This window comes from Micromonospora sicca, from assembly GCF_003172935.1.
Taxonomy (GTDB): Bacteria; Actinomycetota; Actinomycetes; order Mycobacteriales; family Micromonosporaceae; genus Micromonospora; species Micromonospora sicca.
The window spans coordinates 25,677-42,539 of record NZ_QGKS01000504.1 but is presented as its reverse complement, the minus strand read 5'-3'; the positions used below and the strand labels follow the sequence as shown (position 1 = coordinate 42,539).

Genomic DNA, 16,863 nt, shown 5'->3' with positions numbered 1-16,863 from the left:
CGTCTCGGGGCCGGCGCGGCTCCCCGCCCCGGCCCCGAGACGCCCTCGGTGCTGCTGCTGACCGTCGACTCGGGGACCGCCAGGTCCCGGGCCACCGTGCTGGTCTGCGGCCCGGCCGGCGGCCTGCACCCGGACCCGACGACCGCCTGCCGCCTCGTGGCGCGGGTCGACGGCGACCTCGCCGCGCTGGACGTGGACCCGGGGCCGTGCACCCGGGAACACGCCCCGCTCACCGTGCGCGCCGTCGGCTTCTGGCAGGACCGCCCGGTGGCGTACGCCCAGACCTTCGACAACCGGTGCGCGCTGCGGCGCGGCACCGGTGCGCTCTTCGACTTCTGACCGGTACGCGGCGCCCGCGCCCGCGCGGGCGCCGCCTACTGTCCGGTGCTCACCTGATCAGCGAGATGGAGGCCCGCTGGATGTACGCGACCTGCGCGGCGAAGGCCACCAGCGCCACGGCCACCCCGACCGCGACGGCCACCGTCGGTGAACCACCCGTCACCCGGGTCAACAGGGTGGCGCCCAACCCGATCAGGAGCGCGTTGACGGCACCGACCATCGCTGCCGTGGTGAGCAGCAGATGCCAGCGGCCCGGCCGGGTGCCGACCGCCGCCCAGACGGCGCGCTGCGGGTCCCCACCGAGGACCGCGTCGGCGAAGAAGTCGTGCCCGCCGGCGAACTGCCGCTGGTAGTAGGCGCGGATGCGCTGGATGCGCTGGAGATCCAGCGAGTTCTCCACCATGTTCTGCACCAGCCGGCCGAAGGTGAACAGACCGGTGATCACCAGGGTCGGCACCACCGCGCCGAGGTACGGCTTGAGCAACTGCCCGCTGGACGAGACGAAACCCAGTCCGATCAGCGCGGCGGAGAGCATGGTCAGGAACACCGTGGCCCGGCCGACCGACTCGGCGATCGTGGCGCCGCGAGAGGTCTGCAGCACGAAGTGCTCGGTGGTCAGGGCGGTGAGCAGCGCCTGCTCCCGTGCCTGCTCGTTCATTCCGCCGCCCTTCGTGCCGGTTACGGTCACGATACGAAGATCCGGGGCGACGGCGTGGGCGAACGGAGGCCACGACCGGTCCTGGTGCCCGGGCCGCCGGGACCGCGACCGGCCGGTGGGCGGAGAATGGGTCCGGTCGCGGCCCCCTCGCCGCGCGCACCCTCAGCAACTCGGAGCAGCGGGAGATCGGTTCAGCGTGTCGGACATCGCGCAACAGCAGTCGTCGGCGACCGCCGGGCGGGAGCTGCGCGCCGACTGCGCGCGCTGCTTCGGCATCTGTTGCGTCGCGCCGGCCTTCGCCGCCTCCGCCGACTTCGCGCTCGACAAGCCCGCCGGGCAGCCCTGCCCGAACCTGGGGCCGGACTCCCGCTGCGGCATCCACCCCGACCTGCGCCAGCGCGGCTTCCCCGGCTGCACGGTGTTCGACTGCTTCGGCGCCGGCCAGCAGGTCGCCCAGGTCACCTTCGGCGGGCGGGACTGGCGGACCGACCCGGCGACCGCGCGCCGGATGTTCGACACGTTCGCGGTGATGCGACCGCTGCACGAACTGCTCTGGTATCTGACCGAGGCGCTGGCCCTGACCCCGCCCGGTCCGCTGCGCGACGACCTCACCCGGGCGCTGGCGGAGACGGAGCGGCTCACCGACGGCACCCCGGAGGAACTGCGCGCCCTCGACGTCGACGCCCACCGGGGTCGGGTCAACGCGCTGCTCTCCCGGGCCGGCGAGCGGGCCCGCGCCGGCCACGCGGGCGCGGACCGGCGCGGGGCGGTGCTGATCGGGGTGGACCTGCGCCGGGCGGACCTGGCCGGGGCGAGCCTGCGCGGCGCCTGCCTGATCGGCGCCGACCTGCGCGGCGTGGACCTCGGCGCGGCCGACCTGACCGGCGCGGACCTGCGCGGGGCCGACCTGCGCGGGGCCGACCTGAGCCGCTGCCTCTTCCTGCACCAGTCGCAGCTCGACGCGGCCCGCGGCGATCACCGCACCGCGCTGCCGGCGGCGCTGCGCCGCCCCGCGCACTGGTCGCTCACGGTGACGCCGACCCGCCCCCGGACCGGACGCCCGGACACGCGCCGCCGGCGCTGACCCGATACCGCAGCCACGGGCGGTGACGTTTCGCGGCGGTGCCGTCGGGTAGCCGGAACTGCCGCCGTCATGACCACGTCGGCGGCCGGCGGCACCAGGGAGGCGACCGTGGGATATCGGGCACGGCAGGGCAAGCAACCGGTCGATCCGGCGCACGCCGAGGACGAGGCCGGTCAGGCCCGGTTGGTCCAGGTGGGGGCGGACACCGACGTCCCGGCGCCGGAGGACGGCGCACCGAAGCCGGACCTGGTCACCGAGGACGACGGCTCCGGGGTGGCCGGCGGCGCCTCGGGCAGCAGCTCGGGCGGCTCCAGCATGCCCGGGCACCCCGACGCGACCCGCTGACCGGGCCCAAGCGGACGACGTTTGCCGTCGCCGGACGCGGGCAGGAGGGCGACAATGACGAGTGAGAATTCCTTCGGCCGCGCGGCGACCGACGAACCCGACGGCGCGACCGCGTACGAGGCGTCGCTGCGACCACCGGGCGACTCCCTGCGCACCACCGACGACACCGGCGACGACTTCGCCGACCTCCCGGCCGAGGAGGCGCGACCCGCTCGGGAGACCAGCCGGGCCGGCTATGACGTCGACGCCGTCTCGGGCACCGGCGAGCTTCCCAATCCCGAGGAGTGACCCGGCGGCCGGCCGGGGCCGTCAGTCGAGGCTGATCGCGCCGGCCGGGCAGAGGTCGGCCGCCCGCCGGACCCGCTCGCCCACCTCCGGCGGCGGCGCGGTGAACCGGAGCAGGACCAACCCGTCGGCGTCGTCCTGGTCGAAGACCTCCGGCGCGGTCAGCACGCAGTTGCCGGAGCCGCAGCAGCGGTCGCGGTCCACCCGTACCCGCAGCCGCATCGGTGCGCCGCCCCCGGTCACCAGGTCACCGGCAGCTCGCCGAGGCCGTAGACGATCGAGCTGTGCCGGGTGGGCAGTCGCCCCGCCGTCGCGGTGACGCGCAGCCGGGGAAAGCGGCGGGCCAGTTCGACCAGCGCGATCCGCAGCTCCGCTCGGGCCAGGGGCTGGCCGATGCACTGGTGCACCCCGAAGCCGAACGCGAGCTGCTGCTGCGCCGCCCGGTACGGGTCGAACTCCTCGGGCCGGTCGAAGACCGCCGGGTCGCGGTTCGCGGTCGACAGCACCGCGATCACCCCCTCGCCGGCCCGGATGAGCTGCCCGCCGATCTCCACGTCCTCGGTGGCCAGCCGGGGCAGGCCGGTCCGCACGATAGTCAGGTAGCGGAGCAGCTCCTCCACCAGCGCGTCGGCGTTCCCCGGATCGTCGCGCAGGGCCGCGTACCGGGCGGGGTGGCGCAGCAGCAGCAGGGTGCTCAGCCCGATCATGTTGGCGGTCGTCTCGTGGCCGGCGATGAGCAGCAGCACCGCCATGCCGACGAGTTCGTCGACGGCCAGCTCGCCGGTGTCGACCCGGTCCCGGGCCAACCGGCTGAGCAGGTCGTCGGTGCGGTCACCGGCGGCGACCTTCGCCTCGACCAGCCGTTGCAGGTAGTCGCGCAGCTCCTGCACGTGCCGCCGGACCCGCTCGGGCGGTGCGTCCCGGTCGATCAGGGTGCGGCTGCGCTCCTGGAAGAAGTCGTGGTCGGCGTACGGGACGCCGAGCAGGTGGCAGATCACCATCGACGGCAGCGGCAGCGCGAACGTCGTCACCAGGTCGGCCGGCGGGCCGGCGTCGCGCAGGTCGTCGAGGGTCCGGTCGACGGTCTGCCGGATCAGCGGCTCGATCCGCCGGACGTTCTTGATCATGAACTCGGCGGTGAGCATCCGGCGCAGCCGGGCGTGCTCCGCCCCGTCCATCCGGATGAAGCCGCCGCGCCGGTCGCCGAGCGCCCCGGGGGCCAGCCGGCGCAGCAGCGGGAAACCGGGCCGGGTGAGGTCGGCGCTGAAGCCCGGATGGCGCAGCAGTTGCCGGACGTCGGCGTGCCGGGTCACCAGCCAGGCGGTCGCGTCGGTGGGCAGCCGGACCCGGGTGACCGGCCCGACGAAGCGGCGCCGCTCCCCCGCGTCCAGCGGGACGAGCGGGTCGCGGGTCAGGTTGAGCGGTGGCCAGAGCGGCAGGTCGGTCAGGGCGGCAGGGGTCACGCGGACACCTCCGGGCGGCGACTGTCGGTAACGACATCGATCCGCTACGTTACCCATTGACGGGCTTCGACACAACCCGCCGCCTCACCGGATGGCGGCCGCCTCCGCCCGGGCCTCGGTCATGCCCCGGTTGGCCAGCGCGTCGGCCCGCTCGTTCTCCGGGTGACCGTTGTGCCCCTTCACCCAGAGCCAGGTCACGTCGTGCCGGGCGCAGGCAGCCTCCAGCCGCTGCCACAGGTCGGCGTTCTTCACCGGCTGCTTCGCGGCGGTCAGCCAACCGTTGCGCTTCCACGAGGCCAGCCAGCCGGTGATGCCGTTGCGCACGTACGTGCTGTCGGTGTGCAGCCGGACGGTGACCGGTCGGGTCAGGCTCTCCAGCGCCCGGATCGCCGCGGTCAGCTCCATCCGGTTGTTGGTGGTCGGCGTCGCCTCGCCGCCGCACAGCTCCCGCTCGTGGTCGCCCCAGCGCAGCAGCGCCCCCCAGCCACCGGGGCCGGGATTGCCGCTGCACGCCCCGTCGGTCCAGATCTCCACGACCCTGCCGGCCACCGCCTCCACCATGCCGGCAACCTACCGGGTACGCCAGCCGGCGGGACCACCCGACCCGCGTGGTGACCGGGGAGCTGTTCCTCGCGGCGCCGGCGGCGGACCTCGACCGGCTGGCCCGGCTGGAGGACGCCGGCCCGGCCGCGCTGGTGGAGTACGCCGGCGCGAACCTCCCGAACTTCGACGCGGTGGCCCCGCCCGCCGTCCGGCCCGGCGCCCGGCCCGGCCGCGCCGTGATCCGGCGGGCGCGACGATCGGCGCCGACCCCGACGTGCTGCGCGCCGACGTGCCGGCGGTCGGCACGATGACCGCCCGGGCGGTGGCCCGGATGTACGCGGCGCTGCTCGGCCCGGTCGACGGCGCACGGCTGATCTCGCCGGAGCGGCTGCGCCACGTGTCGGCGGTGGCGGCTTGCGGCACCGAGTGGGTGTTCGGGCAGGAGCTGACCTTCGGACTGGGGTACGCGGTCGAGGACGACCGGTCGTTCGGCACCGCCGGCAGCGGCGGCAGCCTCGCCTTCACGTACCCGGAGCTGGGCCTGACGGTGGCCGCCGACCCGGCGCAGGCGACGGGACCCGGTGGAGGGCTTGCGGGCCCTCATCCGTGACGCGGTGGTTGCCGGATCGCCCTGAGTGGACGCGGACGTGGATGGCCCGATGCCGAGGAGTGCCGGGCTTTGTCCGGTGTGGTGGCTGCGCCGTGAAGATTGGATACTGGACGATGCCGAGCAGCCCGGTCCTCAATGGTCCGCTCGGACATCGGAGCCCGCGGCGGACCGGCCGGCGCACCGCATCATTCGGTGCACATGTTCGGGTTACCCGGTGGACGACGACAACGCTTTCCGGAGGCCGGTCTTCAACCGAACGGCCACCCGGGGCTCGGCTGAAACAATTCCCCGACCGTGGCAATCAGTGAACACAGCGGGCAACACGTCGGCCCGCTGATCCGATCGCTCCCATGATAATGCCGTACGCCGTTGAATGAAATGGCGTCTGCCCGACGTGCCTTCTGGTGTTGGCCGCGGCCATCGGCGGCCTGTGGTGGCTGCGCAGGCGGCGCTCCTGGCGGGAGACGCTGCTGGTGTCGTGGATCGCCGCCCCGGTGGTGTTCTTCCAACTGTGGCCCGTCAAGGGTTTCCAGTACCTGCTGCCCGCAGCGGCGCCCGTCGTGGTGCTCGCCGCCCGGGCGCTGACCGCGCTACCGGTACCCGAGCGGATGGGCCGCCTGCTCCGCCGGACCGTCCGGTCGCCGGACGCCCGGCCGTCGACGGCTCACCGCCGCGCAGATCAAGGAAACGGTCGGCGGCGTACGCGGTAAGCCGCTGGTCCTCTGGAGCGTGCGAGCGTTCGACGCGGCGGCAAACGCCGGCGCCGAATCCAACGTGGTCACCGCGGTGCGCGACACGGTGGCACCGTCGGCCCCGGCCGACCTGAGGGTCACCCTCGTGGAGCCCGGCGCGGTCAGCCTCGCCTGGGACGCGTCGACCGACAACGTCGGGGTCGCGCAGTACCGGGTGTTCCGCGACGGAAGCCTCCTGGCGGGGATCTGGCCGGACCAGACGTTCACCGACTACACGGTCGGCACCACCGGCACGTCACACACGTACCTGGTTACGGCTGCCGACTTTGCGGGGAACTTCTCCGGCCCGAGTAACCAGGTGACGGTCACCGCCGCCGACTCCAGCCCACCGACGGTGCCCACCAACCTGCGGGCTTCGGTCACCGGACCCAACCGGGTCGAGCTGTCGTGGGCGCCCGCGACGGACGACGTCGGCGTGGCCGCTTACACGGTGTACCGAAACGGCACGGCCCTCGGAACCGCGACGGGCGTGACCTTCACCGACACCACGGCCCTCTCGGAGACTTCCTACACGTACCTGGTCTCCGCCTCCGACGCGGCCGGAAACTCCTCAGGCCTGAGCGCGCCGGCCATGGTCACCACGCCAGCCGCCACGCCGGTCCTGGCGGTGGCGGACACCTACGTCAAGGAGTCCAGTCCCACGAGCAGATATGGGAGCACCACGGTCCTGCGGGTCGACGGAGATCCGGTCACGAACGCCAATCTGAAGTTCACGGTGTCCGGGCAGACCGGCGTGGTGCTGCGAGCGCGCCTGAAGATCTGGGTCGCGGCCGGTTCGTCCACCGGATTCGTCGTCCGCCCGGTCGCGGACTCGACGTGGTCGGAGACGTTGACGAGCTGGAACAACGCCCCCCCGATCGACAACACCTCGATCGCCGCCACCGGTCGGACCACAACCGGCACCTGGGTCACCCTCGACGTCACGCCCCTGGTCAGTGGGAACGGCACGTTCACCGTCGGTCTGACCTCAACCGGCGCCTCAGCGAGCAGCTACGGCAGCCGCGAGTCCAGCACCGCCCCGCTGTTGCTGCTGGACATGACCTCATGAGGGGCGGCGGATCCGGGCGCGGAGCCGGCCGACGGCGTCGCCGAGCACCGCGCCGGTCATCGGCAGCAGCGGGCTGGACCGCATCACCGCCAGATCCTCCGCCGGGGAGGTGACCCCGTCGAGGAAGCGCAGCACCCGCTCGGCCGGGTTGCGGTCGAAGAGCCGGTCGAAGAACTCCACCCCGCCGACGTGCCCCCGGTCCAGGGCGCGCAGCGCCACCGCGTCCATCCACAGGTGCCGCCGGGGGTACGCGGCCCGCGGCACCGGCGGCCGACCCGCCGCGAGCGCCGCGGCCACCTGCTCGGCCTGGCGGCGCATGGCGGAGAAGGTGAACCCGGTGGAGGGGCGGGTGGCGCCCCCGGCAGTGCCGAGGCGGACCACCCGGGCCGACGGGCGGGCGACGAACGGGCCGTCGGTCATCGGAATCACCCCGTTCTCCACCTCCCGGACCCGCAGCGCCGCCGGGTCGAGGCCGAGCCGGTCGAGGTAGCCGCGCAGCGCGGCGTCGTACCCGGAGTCGGCGAGCGGGGCGGGTGAGAACTCGGTGTACTCGACCAGGGCGTACCGGTCGCTGACCGGCAGCACGTAGCCGAACGAGACCCCCCGGGCGGGCTGCGGGGTGCGGAAGTCCATCAGCACCGCCCGGTCGGGGTCGAACGTCGGCGCGTCGGCCGCCAGCCACCAGCCACGGAAGTGCTGCAACCAGTTCGTCCGCCCGGGCCGCCGAGGCGGGCGGGGGCGCGAGTCGAGCACCCAGGCGGCCCGGACCAGCGCCCGGCCGTCGGGGTCGCGGACCGTGACCCGGTGACCGTCGTCGTCGAGGGCGCCGGCCGCCGCGCCGATCCGGATCGCGCCGAGGCGGCGTTCGGCCTCGGCAGCCCGGTCGTAGACCGGGGCGGAGCGGAGCATGGCGTACCGCAGCGGGGCCAACTCCAGGACGCGGCGGCCGGCCGACGTGACCACGTCGACCCGCGACCAGCTCGCGCTGAGCAGCGGGTCGAGGTCGTTGCCGGGGGTGTCCCAGAACGCCCACGTGCGGTCCTGACCCCGCTTGTGCACCGGGTCGACCACGGCCACCCGCAGCCCGGACAGCCCGCGCCGATCCAGGGCGGCCAGCACCAGCGAGGCCGCGCCGCCGCCGCCCACCAGCGCGAGGTCGACGTCGACCGGGGTTGCGTCCACCCCGCCACGCTGCCACACGTCCGGCCGCCGTCCGCCGGGGGACCCGCCGCCCGGAGCATGGGGCTGCGCGTAGATTCGGGGGGTCATCGAGGAACGGGGGACGGCATGGCGCAGGCGCCACTGCGGGTGGGGTTGCTGGGGTACGGGATCGCCGGGCGGGTCTTCCACGCCCCGCTGATCGCCGCGACCCCCGGGCTGCGGCTGGACGCCATCGTCACGGCCAACCCGGAGCGCCGGGAGCAGGCCCGCCAGGAGCATCCCGACGCCCGGCTCGTCGACGACGCCGACCAGTTGTGGCGCGCCGCGGACCAGCTCGACCTGGTCGTGGTGGCGACACCGAACCGGCAGCACGCCCCGATGGCCCGCGCGGCGCTGGCGGCCGGGCTGCCGGTCGTGGTGGACAAGCCGCTCGCGCCGAGCGTCGAGGAGAGCCGCGCGCTGGTCGACGAGGCGGCCCGCCGCGGGGTGCCGCTGACCGTGTTCCAGAACCGCCGCTGGGACGGGGACTTCCTGACCGTCCGCAGCCTCGTCGAAAAGGGCGAGCTGGGGCGGGTGACCCGCTTCGAGTCGCGGTTCGAACGCTGGCGGCCGGCCATCAAGCCGGGCTGGCGGGAGAGCGCCGCGCCCGGGGAGGCCGGCGGCGCCCTGTTCGACCTCGGCGCCCACCTGGTCGACCAGGCCGTGCAGCTCTTCGGCCCGGTGCAGCACGTGTACGCGGAGGTGGACCGGCGGCGGCCCGGCGCCGAGGTCGACGACGACGCGTTCGTGGCGTTGACCCACGCCGGCGGCGTCCGCTCGCACCTGTGGATGAGCGCGGTCACCCCGCAGCTCGGCGCGCGGATGCGGGTCCTCGGCGACCGCGCCGGCTACACCACGTACGGGCTGGACGTGCAGGAGGCGGCGCTGCGCGACGGGGGCCGACCGGACGCGCCGGGCTGGGGCGAGGTCCCGCCCGAGCAGTACGGCCGGCTCGGCGTCGACGGTGAGCTGCACCCGGTGCCCACCGAGCCCGGCCGCTACCAGGACTTCTACGCCCAGGTCGCGGCGGCGCTGCGCGACGGCGCGCCGATGCCGGTCGACCCGCGCGACGCGGTCGCCACCGTCACGCTGATCGAACTGGCGCACCGCTCCGCCGCCGAGGGTGCGGTGCTGCCCGTCCCACCGCTCGCCTGACCGAGGTCAATGCGGGAACGCCCGGGGCACCCGCCGCTCGACCTCCTCGCGGAAGGCCGCTATCCGCGAGGCCACCTGCCGCCTGCCGACGGTGAGCTCCAGCCGGTCCAGGTAGAGCGAGCACAGCGGCGGCACGGCGAGCGACAGCACGGGCGATCCTCCTTCGGTCGGCTCCACCCTAGGCGACGGTCGCCGGGCGGTCGTCCGGCGCGGGCGCCGGGTCGGCGTACGCGGCGGCGACCGTCGACCGGTCGAAGACCCGCCAGGTCACCGCGGTCACCGCGACGGCGACCACGAACCCCACCCAGTACGGCGCGGTCAGGCCGAACCGGGTGGCGACCACCCCGCCGAGCAGCGCGCCCAGGCAGTTGCCGCCGGCGGCGATGAACAGGGTGGTGCTGCCCACCCGACCCTGCAGCGCGGCCGGGGTCAACCGCTGGCGCAGCGAGTTCGACACCATGTTCCACAGCGCGCCGTGCACCCCGAACGCGAACAGCGCGACCGCGATCACCACCGCGCTGCGGGACGCCGCCAGGGCCAGGTGCAGGCCGGCCTCGATCAGCAGGCCGATCCGGATGGTCCAGGTGGCGGTGATCCGGGCGACCAGCCGGTCGCCGACCACCGAACCGAGCAGCCCACCGACCGCCATGCAGGTGAAGAGCACGCCGTAGCCGACCGAGCCGAGGCCCAGCCGCTGCGTGGCGATCAGCACCAGCACCGCGATGGCGGCGGTGAGGGTGACGTTGAGCAGCCCGATCAGGAAGGTCATGGTGCGCAGCAGCCGCTGCGACAGCAGCCAGCGGAAACCCTCCACCACCTCCGCCCGGACCGAGCGGCGGCCACCCGTCGGAGGCGCGCCCCGGTACGACCCGCCGACCAGGCCGATGAGCACCGCGCTGAGCGCGTACGTGGCGGCGTTGACGCCGAACGGGATGCTCGCCGCCAGCACGAACAGGAACCCGCCGAGCGGACCGGCGATCATGCCCTGCGTCAGGGTGGTGCCGCCGCCCAGCCAGCCGTTGGCGCGTTCCAGCAACGACCGGGACACCACGGCCGGGAGCATCGCCTGGGCGGCGCTGCGGAACACCACCTCGCCGGCGTTGACCACGAAGAGCACCGCGTAGAGCAGGGCCACCCCGGCCCGGCCGGTGATGATCGCGGCGGTCAGCACCGCCAGGGCGGCGACGCGTACCCAGTCGATGACGACCATCAGCCGGCGCCGGTCGACCCGGTCGACGAGGACGCCGCCAGGCAACGCGAACAGCAGCCACGGCAGCCACGCCACCGCCGAGGCCGCCGACACGGTCAGCGGGTCGTCGGTCTTCGAGGCGACGAACAGCGGCGCCGCCACCGTGGCCATTCCGCTGCCCAGCGCCGACATGGTGCTGGCCGCCCAGAGCCGGGCGAAGCGCCCGTCGAGCCGTTCCCCCGTCGTCCCCGTCACGGCGCGGCGACCCGCAAGGGATGCGGTACCCGCCAGTCCCGCAGGTGTTCGGCCAGTCGGGCCAGCACCCGCGTACGCCCGACCGGGCTCACACGCTGCTCGGTCGCGCCGGGTCGAACAGCTCGCTCACCGCCACCCGGTCGAACGCCTGAAGCAGCGCGTCCGTGCCCTCGGTGAGCTTCAGCCGCACCTCGGCGGGGTGCAGCGGCACCAGGGCGAGCAGCGAGATCTCCCGGCCGCCACCGGTGGTGACGGTCCGCGCGTCCGGCGCGCACCGGAGCATCGGGGTGACCACGACGCCTGCGAACGGGGTGTCCGGCGCGTACGGCTGCGCCGGGTCGCCATTGGGGACCGAGTGCCACGCGCCGATCCAGGTGCCGTACTCGTGCGGCAGCCGGGCGACCGTCTTCAGCAACCGGACCGGCCAGTACGCGCTTTCATCCCGGAATGCCTCGGCGGTCAGCGGCCAGTCGGCCGGCAGGCAGAGCATCAGCTCGGCGTACGGGCTGACGCCGGCCGCTGGCGGGACGGCCATCGGCAGGTCGCTCATGCCGGAGGTGACCAGCGTGTGGAACGGGCGGGCCGGAGTGGGCGCGACCACGTGCACGTCGACGTGGACGAGCTCGGAGGCCAGTTCGTGCCAGACGAACGCGATGGGCCCGAAGTGGTGCGCGATGTGCCGCTCGATCGCCTCGGCCGTGTCCGGATCACCGGCGGCGGCCGGCTCCCACCCACGGTCCCGGGCGGCGTGCCGCAGCACGCCCGACCCGCGCGGCCCGGCCTCGTCCGAAGATCCCATCCCGCGCAGCCTAGCCCTGGCAGCCGGTCACGTAGGCCCGGGCCGGGACAGGCGCATGTCATGATCACTCATGCCCGTCACCAATCCCTGGCTCGCCGGCCCCTCCCCCACCGCCCGACTCGACCGGGACCGGCTGGAAGAGCGCATTCTCAACCTGCTCTCCTCGCAGAACATGTGCGTGCTGGCCACCACCGGCCCGGACGGGCCGCTGGCCACTCCGGTGCGCTACCACCACCTCGATTTCACGCTCATGTTCACCGCGGTCGGCAGCTCCCCGAAGATGCGGAACATCGCCGCCGACCCGCGGGTCTCCATCGGCGTCTTCGCACCGCTGGTCGGGCAGGCCAGCAGCCGGGGCGCACAGGTCTTCGGACGGGCCCGGGTGCTCTCGGCGGGCGATCCGGACTTCGACCACCACTGGCCGGCGTTCCGCTGGCAGTCCGACCACGTGGAGCGGTCCCGGCCGCTGGACGAGCCGCCGACCGGCCCGTTGGTGGTGGTCGCCGCGCGGCGGATCGTCTACACCGAGCACTGGCTGCGCCGTGAGGGGTACGCGCCCCGCCAGTTCTGGCGGGCCTGAGTCACTCCTCCATCCCGTCGTCGACCAGCTCGGGTACGAGATCGAAGTCGTCGGACAGGCGGGCCTGAACGTCTCCGTGACCCGCTTTGCTCTGCTGCAGCGGAGGCAACAGTCGGAACCTGCCTCTGTTGCGTGGGCTGCAGCAGAGCAAAGCGGTGGAGGCAGAACCCTGGTGCCCCGAGACCGAGGGCCAACGGCCGCGAGATGCTCAGCCGTCGTCGAGGCCGGCGCGGCGCAGCTCCACCTTGCGGACCTTGCCACTGACCGTCATGGGGAAGGCGTCCAGCACCCGGACGTACCGGGGGATCTTGTAGTGGGCCAGCCGGTCCCGGCAGAACTCGGCCACCTCCTCGACGGTCAGGGTGTCGTGCCCGTCGCGCAGGATCACACAGGCCAGGATCTCCTCGCCGTAACGCTCGTCGGGGACGCCGACCACCTGCACGTCGGAGATCTTCGGATGCCGGTAGAGGAAATCCTCGATCTCGCGCGGGTAGACGTTCTCCCCACCTCGGATGATCATGTCCTTGATCCGGCCGACGATGGTCAGGTAGCCGTCCTCGCGCATCACCGCCAGGTCACCGGTGTGCATCCAGCGCGCCGGGTCGATCGCCTCGGCGGTCTTCTCCGGCTCCTGCCAGTAGCCGAGCATCACCGAGTACCCACGGGTGCACAGCTCCCCCGGCTCGCCGCGGGGCACGGTCACCCCGGTGGCCGGGTCGACCACCTTCACCTCCACGTGCGGCAGCACCCGGCCGACGGTGGCGGTCCGCCGGTCCAGGTCGTCGTCGTGCCGGGTCTGCGTGGAGACCGGGGAGGTCTCGGTCATCCCGTAGCAGATCGACACCTCGGCCATGTTCATCTCGGCGATGACCCGCTTCATCACCTCCACCGGGCAGGGCGAACCGGCCATGATCCCGGTCCGCAGGCTGGACAGGTCGTAGCCCGCGAAGTCGGGCAGGGCCAGCTCGGCGATGAACATCGTCGGCACCCCGTACAGCGAGGTGGCCCGCTCGGCCGCGACCGCGCGCAGCGTCGCGGCCGGGTCGAACGTCGGCGCCGGGATGACGATGCAGGCGCCGTGACTGGTCGCGCCCAGGTTGCCCATCACCATGCCGAAGCAGTGGTAGAACGGCACCGGCAGGCAGACCCGGTCCTGCTCGGTGTAGCGGACCAGCTCGCCGACGAAGTAGCCGTTGTTGAGGATGTTGTGGTGCGACAGCGTCGCGCCCTTCGGGAACCCGGTGGTGCCCGAGGTGTACTGGATGTTGATCGGGTCGTCGCAGGACAGCTGCCCCGCCCGCTCGACCAGCCGCTCCGCCGGCACCGCGACCGCGCCGCCGACCAGGTCGTCCCAGCTCGACTCCGCGATGTAGACGACCCGCCGCAGACCTGGACAGGCGTGCCGGACCTGCTCGACCATGCCCCGGTAGTCGCTGCTCCGATAGCTCGGCCAGGAGACCAGCACGCTCACCCCGGACTGGTTCAGCACGTACTCCAGCTCGTGCCGCCGGTAGGCCGGGTTGATGTTCACCATGATCGCGCCGATCGCCGCGGTCGCGTACTGGACCAGCACCCACTCCGGACAGTTCGGCGCCCAGATGCCGACCCGGTCACCCTTGCCGACCCCCGCCGCGAGCAGGCCGCGGGCCAGCTCGTCCACCGCGCGGCCGAATTCGGCGTACGTCCACCGCCGGCCGCTCGGGCAGTCCACCAGCGCCTCCCGGTCCGGGTACGCCTCGACCGCGCGGGCCAGGTTCGCGCCGATGGTGTCGCCGAGCAGCGGGGCGTCGGAGGTCCCGCTGGCGTACGAGGGCTGGCTCACCGGAAGTCCTCCTCGCGGTACTCGCCGGCCGGACGCGCCTGCGCGTCGGCGTGCTTGTCCAGCTCGGCGGCGCGCAGCTCGGTCCGGCGGATCTTGCCGGAGATGGTCTTCGGCAGCTCGGCGAACTCCAGCCGCCGTACCCGCAGGTACGGCGCCAGCCGCGCCCGCGAGTGCGCGAAGATCGCCGCCGCCGTCTCCTCCCCCGCCTCCCACCCGGGCGCGAGGACCACGTACGCCTTCGGCACGGCCAGCCGGACCGGGTCCGGTGACGGCACCACCGCCGCCTCGGCCACCGCGTCGTGCTCCAGCAGCACGCTCTCCAGCTCGAACGGCGAGATCCGGTAGTCCGACGCCTTGAACACGTCGTCGGTGCGCCCCACGTAGGTGAGGTAGCCCTCCGCGTCCCGGGAGGCGATGTCGCCGGTGTGGTAGCACCCGTCGCGCATCGCGGTGCCGGTCAGCTCGTCGTCGCCGTGGTAGCCGACCATCAGCGCGGTCGGCCGGTGCGCCAGGTCCAGGCAGACCTCGCCGTCGTCGCCGGGCTCGCCGGTGACCGGGTCGACCAGGGTCACCACGTACCCGGGCAGCGGACGCCCCATCGAGCCGGGCTTCACCGGCGTACCGGGCGGGTTGCCGATCTGCGCGGTGGTCTCGGTCTGCCCGTACCCGTCCCGGACGGTCACCCCCCAGGCCGCCTCGACCTGCTCGATCACCTCCGGGTTCAACGGCTCCCCCGCGCCCACCACGGTCCGCGGCGGGGTGCGCAGCTGGGTCAGGTCGGCCTGGATCAGCATCCGCCACACCGTCGGCGGGGCGCAGAAACTGGTCACCCCGCACCGGGCCATCGCCGCCATCAGCCCCGCCGGGTCGAAGCGGGAGTAGTTGTAGACGAAGACCGTCGCGCCGGCGTTCCACGGCGCGAAGACGCTGCTCCAGGCGTGCTTCGCCCAGCCCGGCGAGGAGATGTTCAGGTGCACGTCGCCGGGACGCAGCCCGATCCAGTACATGGTGGACAGGTGCCCCACCGGGTACGACGCGTGGGTGTGCTCGACCAGCTTCGGCCGGGCGGTGGTGCCGGAGGTGAAGTACAGCAGCAGCGGGTCGTCGGCCCGGGTCACCCCGTCGGGCGTGAACGTCTCGGACTCGTCGTACGCGTCGGCGTAGGCGCGCCAGCCGTCGACGGGGGCGCCGACCGCGACCCGGGTGTAGTCGCCGGGCACCTCGGCGAACTTGCCGGTGTGCTCCGCGCCGACCACCACGTGCCGGGCGGCGCCCCGTTCGAGGCGGTCGGCCAGGTCCGCCGGGCCGAGCAGCGGCGTCGCCGGGATGATCACGGCGCGCAGCTTGATCGCCGCGAGGATCGTCTCCCACAGCTCCAACTGGTTGCCGAGCATCAGGATCAGCCGGTCGCCCGCCCGTACGCCCTGCGCCCGCAGCCAGTTCGCCACCCGGTTGGAGCGGGCGGACAGCTCCGCGTACGACCAGCGCCCCTCTCCCCCGTCGGCCTCGACGATCCAGAGTGCCGTGGTGTCGTTGCCCTCGGCGAGCACGTCGAACCAGTCCAACGCCCAGTTGAACTCGTCCAACCGGGGCCAGCGGAACTTCTCGTACGCGGTGTCGTGGTCCTCGCGGTGCGCGAGCAGGAAGTCGCGCGCTTCGCGGAAGGCGTCGGTGCCGGCGGTGGCCATGGGGGTGTCCTTCCTGTCACCGGGCGCGCGGCGGTGGGGGGACGGTGTCGCGCGCAGTACCCTGATCCTCGATCGGGTGACGCAGGTCTCACCACCCCCGGACGGGGGTGGCCCCAAGACGCCCTACCCCGGGGAGGTGAGGACGCTGGAGCCGCTGTATCCGCGCGACGACGGCGACCAGATCCGCCGCGCCCTGCTGACCCTGCTGCGCGGCACCGGCCTGCCGGTGGCCTTCGGCGGCATGGTCCAGCCCGGCGGGCCGCCCCGGATGACCATCACCGAGCTGGCCGGCACCAGCACCGCCGCGCTGCGGGGCCTGGCCATCAACGCGGGCGCCGGCCTCGGCGGCAAGGCCCTCGCGCTCGGCCTGCCGCTGCGCGTCGACGACTACCCGGAGGCCCGCTCGATCAGCCACGAGTACGACGGACCGGTCGCCGCCGAAGGGCTGCGCTCGGTCGTCGCCGTGCCGATCGTGGTGCGCCGGGAGGTCCGCGCGGTGCTCTACGGCGCTGTCCGGCAACGGCTCGCCCTCGGCGACCGCCTGGTGGCCGCCGCCGTGAACGCCGGCCGCGAGTTGGAGCGCCGGCTGACGGACCGGGACGCGGCCCGGACCGCGCTCACCACCCTGCGGACGGCCGCCCCCCGACCCGCGGGCAGCGCCCCCGACGCGGTCCTGGATCCGGGTGCCGCCGGACCGGACTGGGAGGAGGTCCGGCAGGCCCACGCCGAGCTGCGCGGACTGCTGCGCCGGATCGACGACCCGGAGTTGCGGGACCGGCTCGACGCGGTGGCCGACCGGCTCGCCGGCGCGGTGACCCGACCCGAGGGCGCCACGCCCGCCCCGGCGAGTCCACTCTCGCCCCGCGAGACCGACGTGCTGGCCTGCGTGGCGTTGGGCTGTACCAACGCCGACGTGGCTGAGCAGCTCGGGCTGCGACCGGAGACGGTGAAGAGCTATCTCCGCGCGGCGATGCGCAAGCTCGGCGCGCACACCCGCCTGGAGGTCGTGGTCGCCGCCCGCCGCGCCGCCCTCCTCCCCTAGGCGGAT

21 protein-coding genes are annotated in these 16,863 nt (G+C 73.9%); 11 read left to right on the top strand and 10 right to left on the bottom strand.

The genetic code is table 11. The features are described from left to right. A partial coding sequence (locus DKT69_RS36550; protein WP_109805913.1) for an SSI family serine proteinase inhibitor occupies window positions 1–339 on the top strand: 339 nt, incomplete at its 5' end. Window positions 340–388: 49 nt separating this feature from the next. On the opposite strand, the gene DKT69_RS36545 is transcribed toward DKT69_RS36550, so the two are convergent. Further along, on the bottom strand, window positions 389–1,027 hold the full coding sequence (locus DKT69_RS36545) for a hypothetical protein (RefSeq protein WP_236648721.1): 639 nt from the start codon (window positions 1,025–1,027) through the stop codon (window positions 389–391). Between the two features lie 175 nt (window positions 1,028–1,202). Here DKT69_RS36545 and DKT69_RS36540 point away from each other — a divergent pair, with 175 nt between their 5' ends. The 3 genes from DKT69_RS36540 to DKT69_RS36530 all read left to right on the top strand — a co-directional run bounded on the left by DKT69_RS36540 (window position 1,203) and on the right by DKT69_RS36530 (window position 2,714). Continuing rightward, complete coding sequence (locus DKT69_RS36540) at window positions 1,203–2,081, top strand: pentapeptide repeat-containing protein (RefSeq protein ID WP_109805912.1); 879 nt, start codon at window positions 1,203–1,205, stop codon at window positions 2,079–2,081. A gap of 108 nt (window positions 2,082–2,189) precedes the next feature. After that, window positions 2,190–2,426 carry a preprotein translocase YidC gene (locus tag DKT69_RS36535; protein ID WP_109805911.1) on the top strand — a complete coding sequence of 79 codons (237 nt, stop codon included), beginning with the start codon at window positions 2,190–2,192 and terminating at the stop codon, window positions 2,424–2,426. Between the two features lie 54 nt (window positions 2,427–2,480). After that, window positions 2,481–2,714, top strand: coding sequence for a hypothetical protein (locus tag DKT69_RS36530; RefSeq protein ID WP_109805903.1), 234 nt, complete (start codon window positions 2,481–2,483; stop codon window positions 2,712–2,714). Between the two features lie 21 nt (window positions 2,715–2,735). On the opposite strand, the gene DKT69_RS36525 is transcribed toward DKT69_RS36530, so the two are convergent. From DKT69_RS36525 to rnhA, 3 genes are all read right to left on the bottom strand, one after another. Further along, window positions 2,736–2,954: a ferredoxin gene (locus tag DKT69_RS36525; protein WP_375373594.1), complete on the bottom strand. Its 219-nt coding sequence runs from the start codon at window positions 2,952–2,954 to the stop codon at window positions 2,736–2,738. Further along, window positions 2,951–4,174: a cytochrome P450 gene (locus DKT69_RS36520; protein WP_236648719.1), complete on the bottom strand. Its 1,224-nt coding sequence runs from the start codon at window positions 4,172–4,174 to the stop codon at window positions 2,951–2,953. Before DKT69_RS36520 ends, DKT69_RS36525 begins: the two co-directional genes overlap by 4 nt. Window positions 4,175–4,258: 84 nt before the next feature. Then, window positions 4,259–4,735, bottom strand: coding sequence for a ribonuclease HI (gene rnhA, locus DKT69_RS36515; protein WP_109805901.1), 477 nt, complete (start codon window positions 4,733–4,735; stop codon window positions 4,259–4,261). A gap of 47 nt (window positions 4,736–4,782) precedes the next feature. On the opposite strand from rnhA, the gene DKT69_RS40485 reads away from it, so the two are divergent. From DKT69_RS40485 to DKT69_RS36500, 4 genes are all read left to right on the top strand, one after another. After that, the gene (locus DKT69_RS40485; RefSeq protein ID WP_236648709.1) at window positions 4,783–5,028 is read left to right on the top strand and encodes a hypothetical protein; all 246 of its coding nucleotides are present in this window, start codon (window positions 4,783–4,785) and stop codon (window positions 5,026–5,028) included. Continuing rightward, window positions 4,992–5,327, top strand: a complete 336-nt coding sequence (locus DKT69_RS40480; protein WP_236648708.1) for a serine hydrolase — start codon at window positions 4,992–4,994, stop codon at window positions 5,325–5,327. The genes DKT69_RS40485 and DKT69_RS40480 overlap by 37 nt, the downstream gene beginning before the upstream one ends. Before the next feature lie 404 nt (window positions 5,328–5,731). Continuing rightward, the gene (locus tag DKT69_RS36505; protein ID WP_109805900.1) at window positions 5,732–6,037 is read left to right on the top strand and encodes a hypothetical protein; all 306 of its coding nucleotides are present in this window, start codon (window positions 5,732–5,734) and stop codon (window positions 6,035–6,037) included. Between the two features lie 19 nt (window positions 6,038–6,056). Next, the gene (locus DKT69_RS36500; RefSeq protein WP_109805899.1) at window positions 6,057–7,127 is read left to right on the top strand and encodes a fibronectin type III domain-containing protein; all 1,071 of its coding nucleotides are present in this window, start codon (window positions 6,057–6,059) and stop codon (window positions 7,125–7,127) included. Here the strand turns inward: DKT69_RS36500 and DKT69_RS36495 are convergent. Next, complete coding sequence (locus DKT69_RS36495) at window positions 7,122–8,327, bottom strand: lycopene cyclase family protein (protein ID WP_109805898.1); 1,206 nt, start codon at window positions 8,325–8,327, stop codon at window positions 7,122–7,124. The two genes, DKT69_RS36500 and DKT69_RS36495, sit on opposite strands and share 6 nt — an antisense overlap. A gap of 87 nt (window positions 8,328–8,414) precedes the next feature. On the opposite strand from DKT69_RS36495, the gene DKT69_RS36490 reads away from it, so the two are divergent. Then, a complete protein-coding gene (locus tag DKT69_RS36490) occupies window positions 8,415–9,482 on the top strand; it encodes a Gfo/Idh/MocA family protein (protein ID WP_109805897.1) in 1,068 nt (355 codons plus the stop codon). 6 nt (window positions 9,483–9,488) lie between these two features. On the opposite strand, the gene DKT69_RS38740 is transcribed toward DKT69_RS36490, so the two are convergent. The 3 genes from DKT69_RS38740 to DKT69_RS36480 form a co-directional block, all read right to left on the bottom strand. Then, the gene (locus DKT69_RS38740; protein WP_161558021.1) at window positions 9,489–9,632 is read right to left on the bottom strand and encodes a hypothetical protein; all 144 of its coding nucleotides are present in this window, start codon (window positions 9,630–9,632) and stop codon (window positions 9,489–9,491) included. 28 nt (window positions 9,633–9,660) lie between these two features. Beyond that, window positions 9,661–10,926, bottom strand: a complete 1,266-nt coding sequence (locus tag DKT69_RS36485; RefSeq protein WP_236648706.1) for an MFS transporter — start codon at window positions 10,924–10,926, stop codon at window positions 9,661–9,663. Window positions 10,927–11,014: 88 nt separating this feature from the next. After that, window positions 11,015–11,725, bottom strand: a complete 711-nt coding sequence (locus tag DKT69_RS36480) for a suppressor of fused domain protein (RefSeq protein WP_109805896.1) — start codon at window positions 11,723–11,725, stop codon at window positions 11,015–11,017. A 70-nt stretch (window positions 11,726–11,795) separates the two neighbouring features. Here DKT69_RS36480 and DKT69_RS36475 point away from each other — a divergent pair, with 70 nt between their 5' ends. Next, entirely contained in the window at window positions 11,796–12,305 is a 510-nt protein-coding gene (locus DKT69_RS36475; RefSeq protein ID WP_109805895.1) for a pyridoxamine 5'-phosphate oxidase family protein, read from the top strand. 208 nt (window positions 12,306–12,513) lie between these two features. Here DKT69_RS36475 and DKT69_RS36470 read toward each other — a convergent pair whose 3' ends face one another. Together DKT69_RS36470 and DKT69_RS36465 are read right to left on the bottom strand one after the other, a co-directional pair. Further along, entirely contained in the window at window positions 12,514–14,127 is a 1,614-nt protein-coding gene (locus DKT69_RS36470) for an AMP-binding protein (protein ID WP_109805894.1), read from the bottom strand. Then, the gene (locus tag DKT69_RS36465) at window positions 14,124–15,815 is read right to left on the bottom strand and encodes an AMP-binding protein (RefSeq protein WP_109805893.1); all 1,692 of its coding nucleotides are present in this window, start codon (window positions 15,813–15,815) and stop codon (window positions 14,124–14,126) included. Before DKT69_RS36465 ends, DKT69_RS36470 begins: the two co-directional genes overlap by 4 nt. 136 nt (window positions 15,816–15,951) lie before the next feature. Between DKT69_RS36465 and DKT69_RS36460 the strand changes: the two genes are divergently transcribed. Continuing rightward, window positions 15,952–16,857, top strand: a complete 906-nt coding sequence (locus tag DKT69_RS36460) for a helix-turn-helix transcriptional regulator (protein WP_236648702.1) — start codon at window positions 15,952–15,954, stop codon at window positions 16,855–16,857. Window positions 16,858–16,863 lie beyond the last annotated feature (6 nt).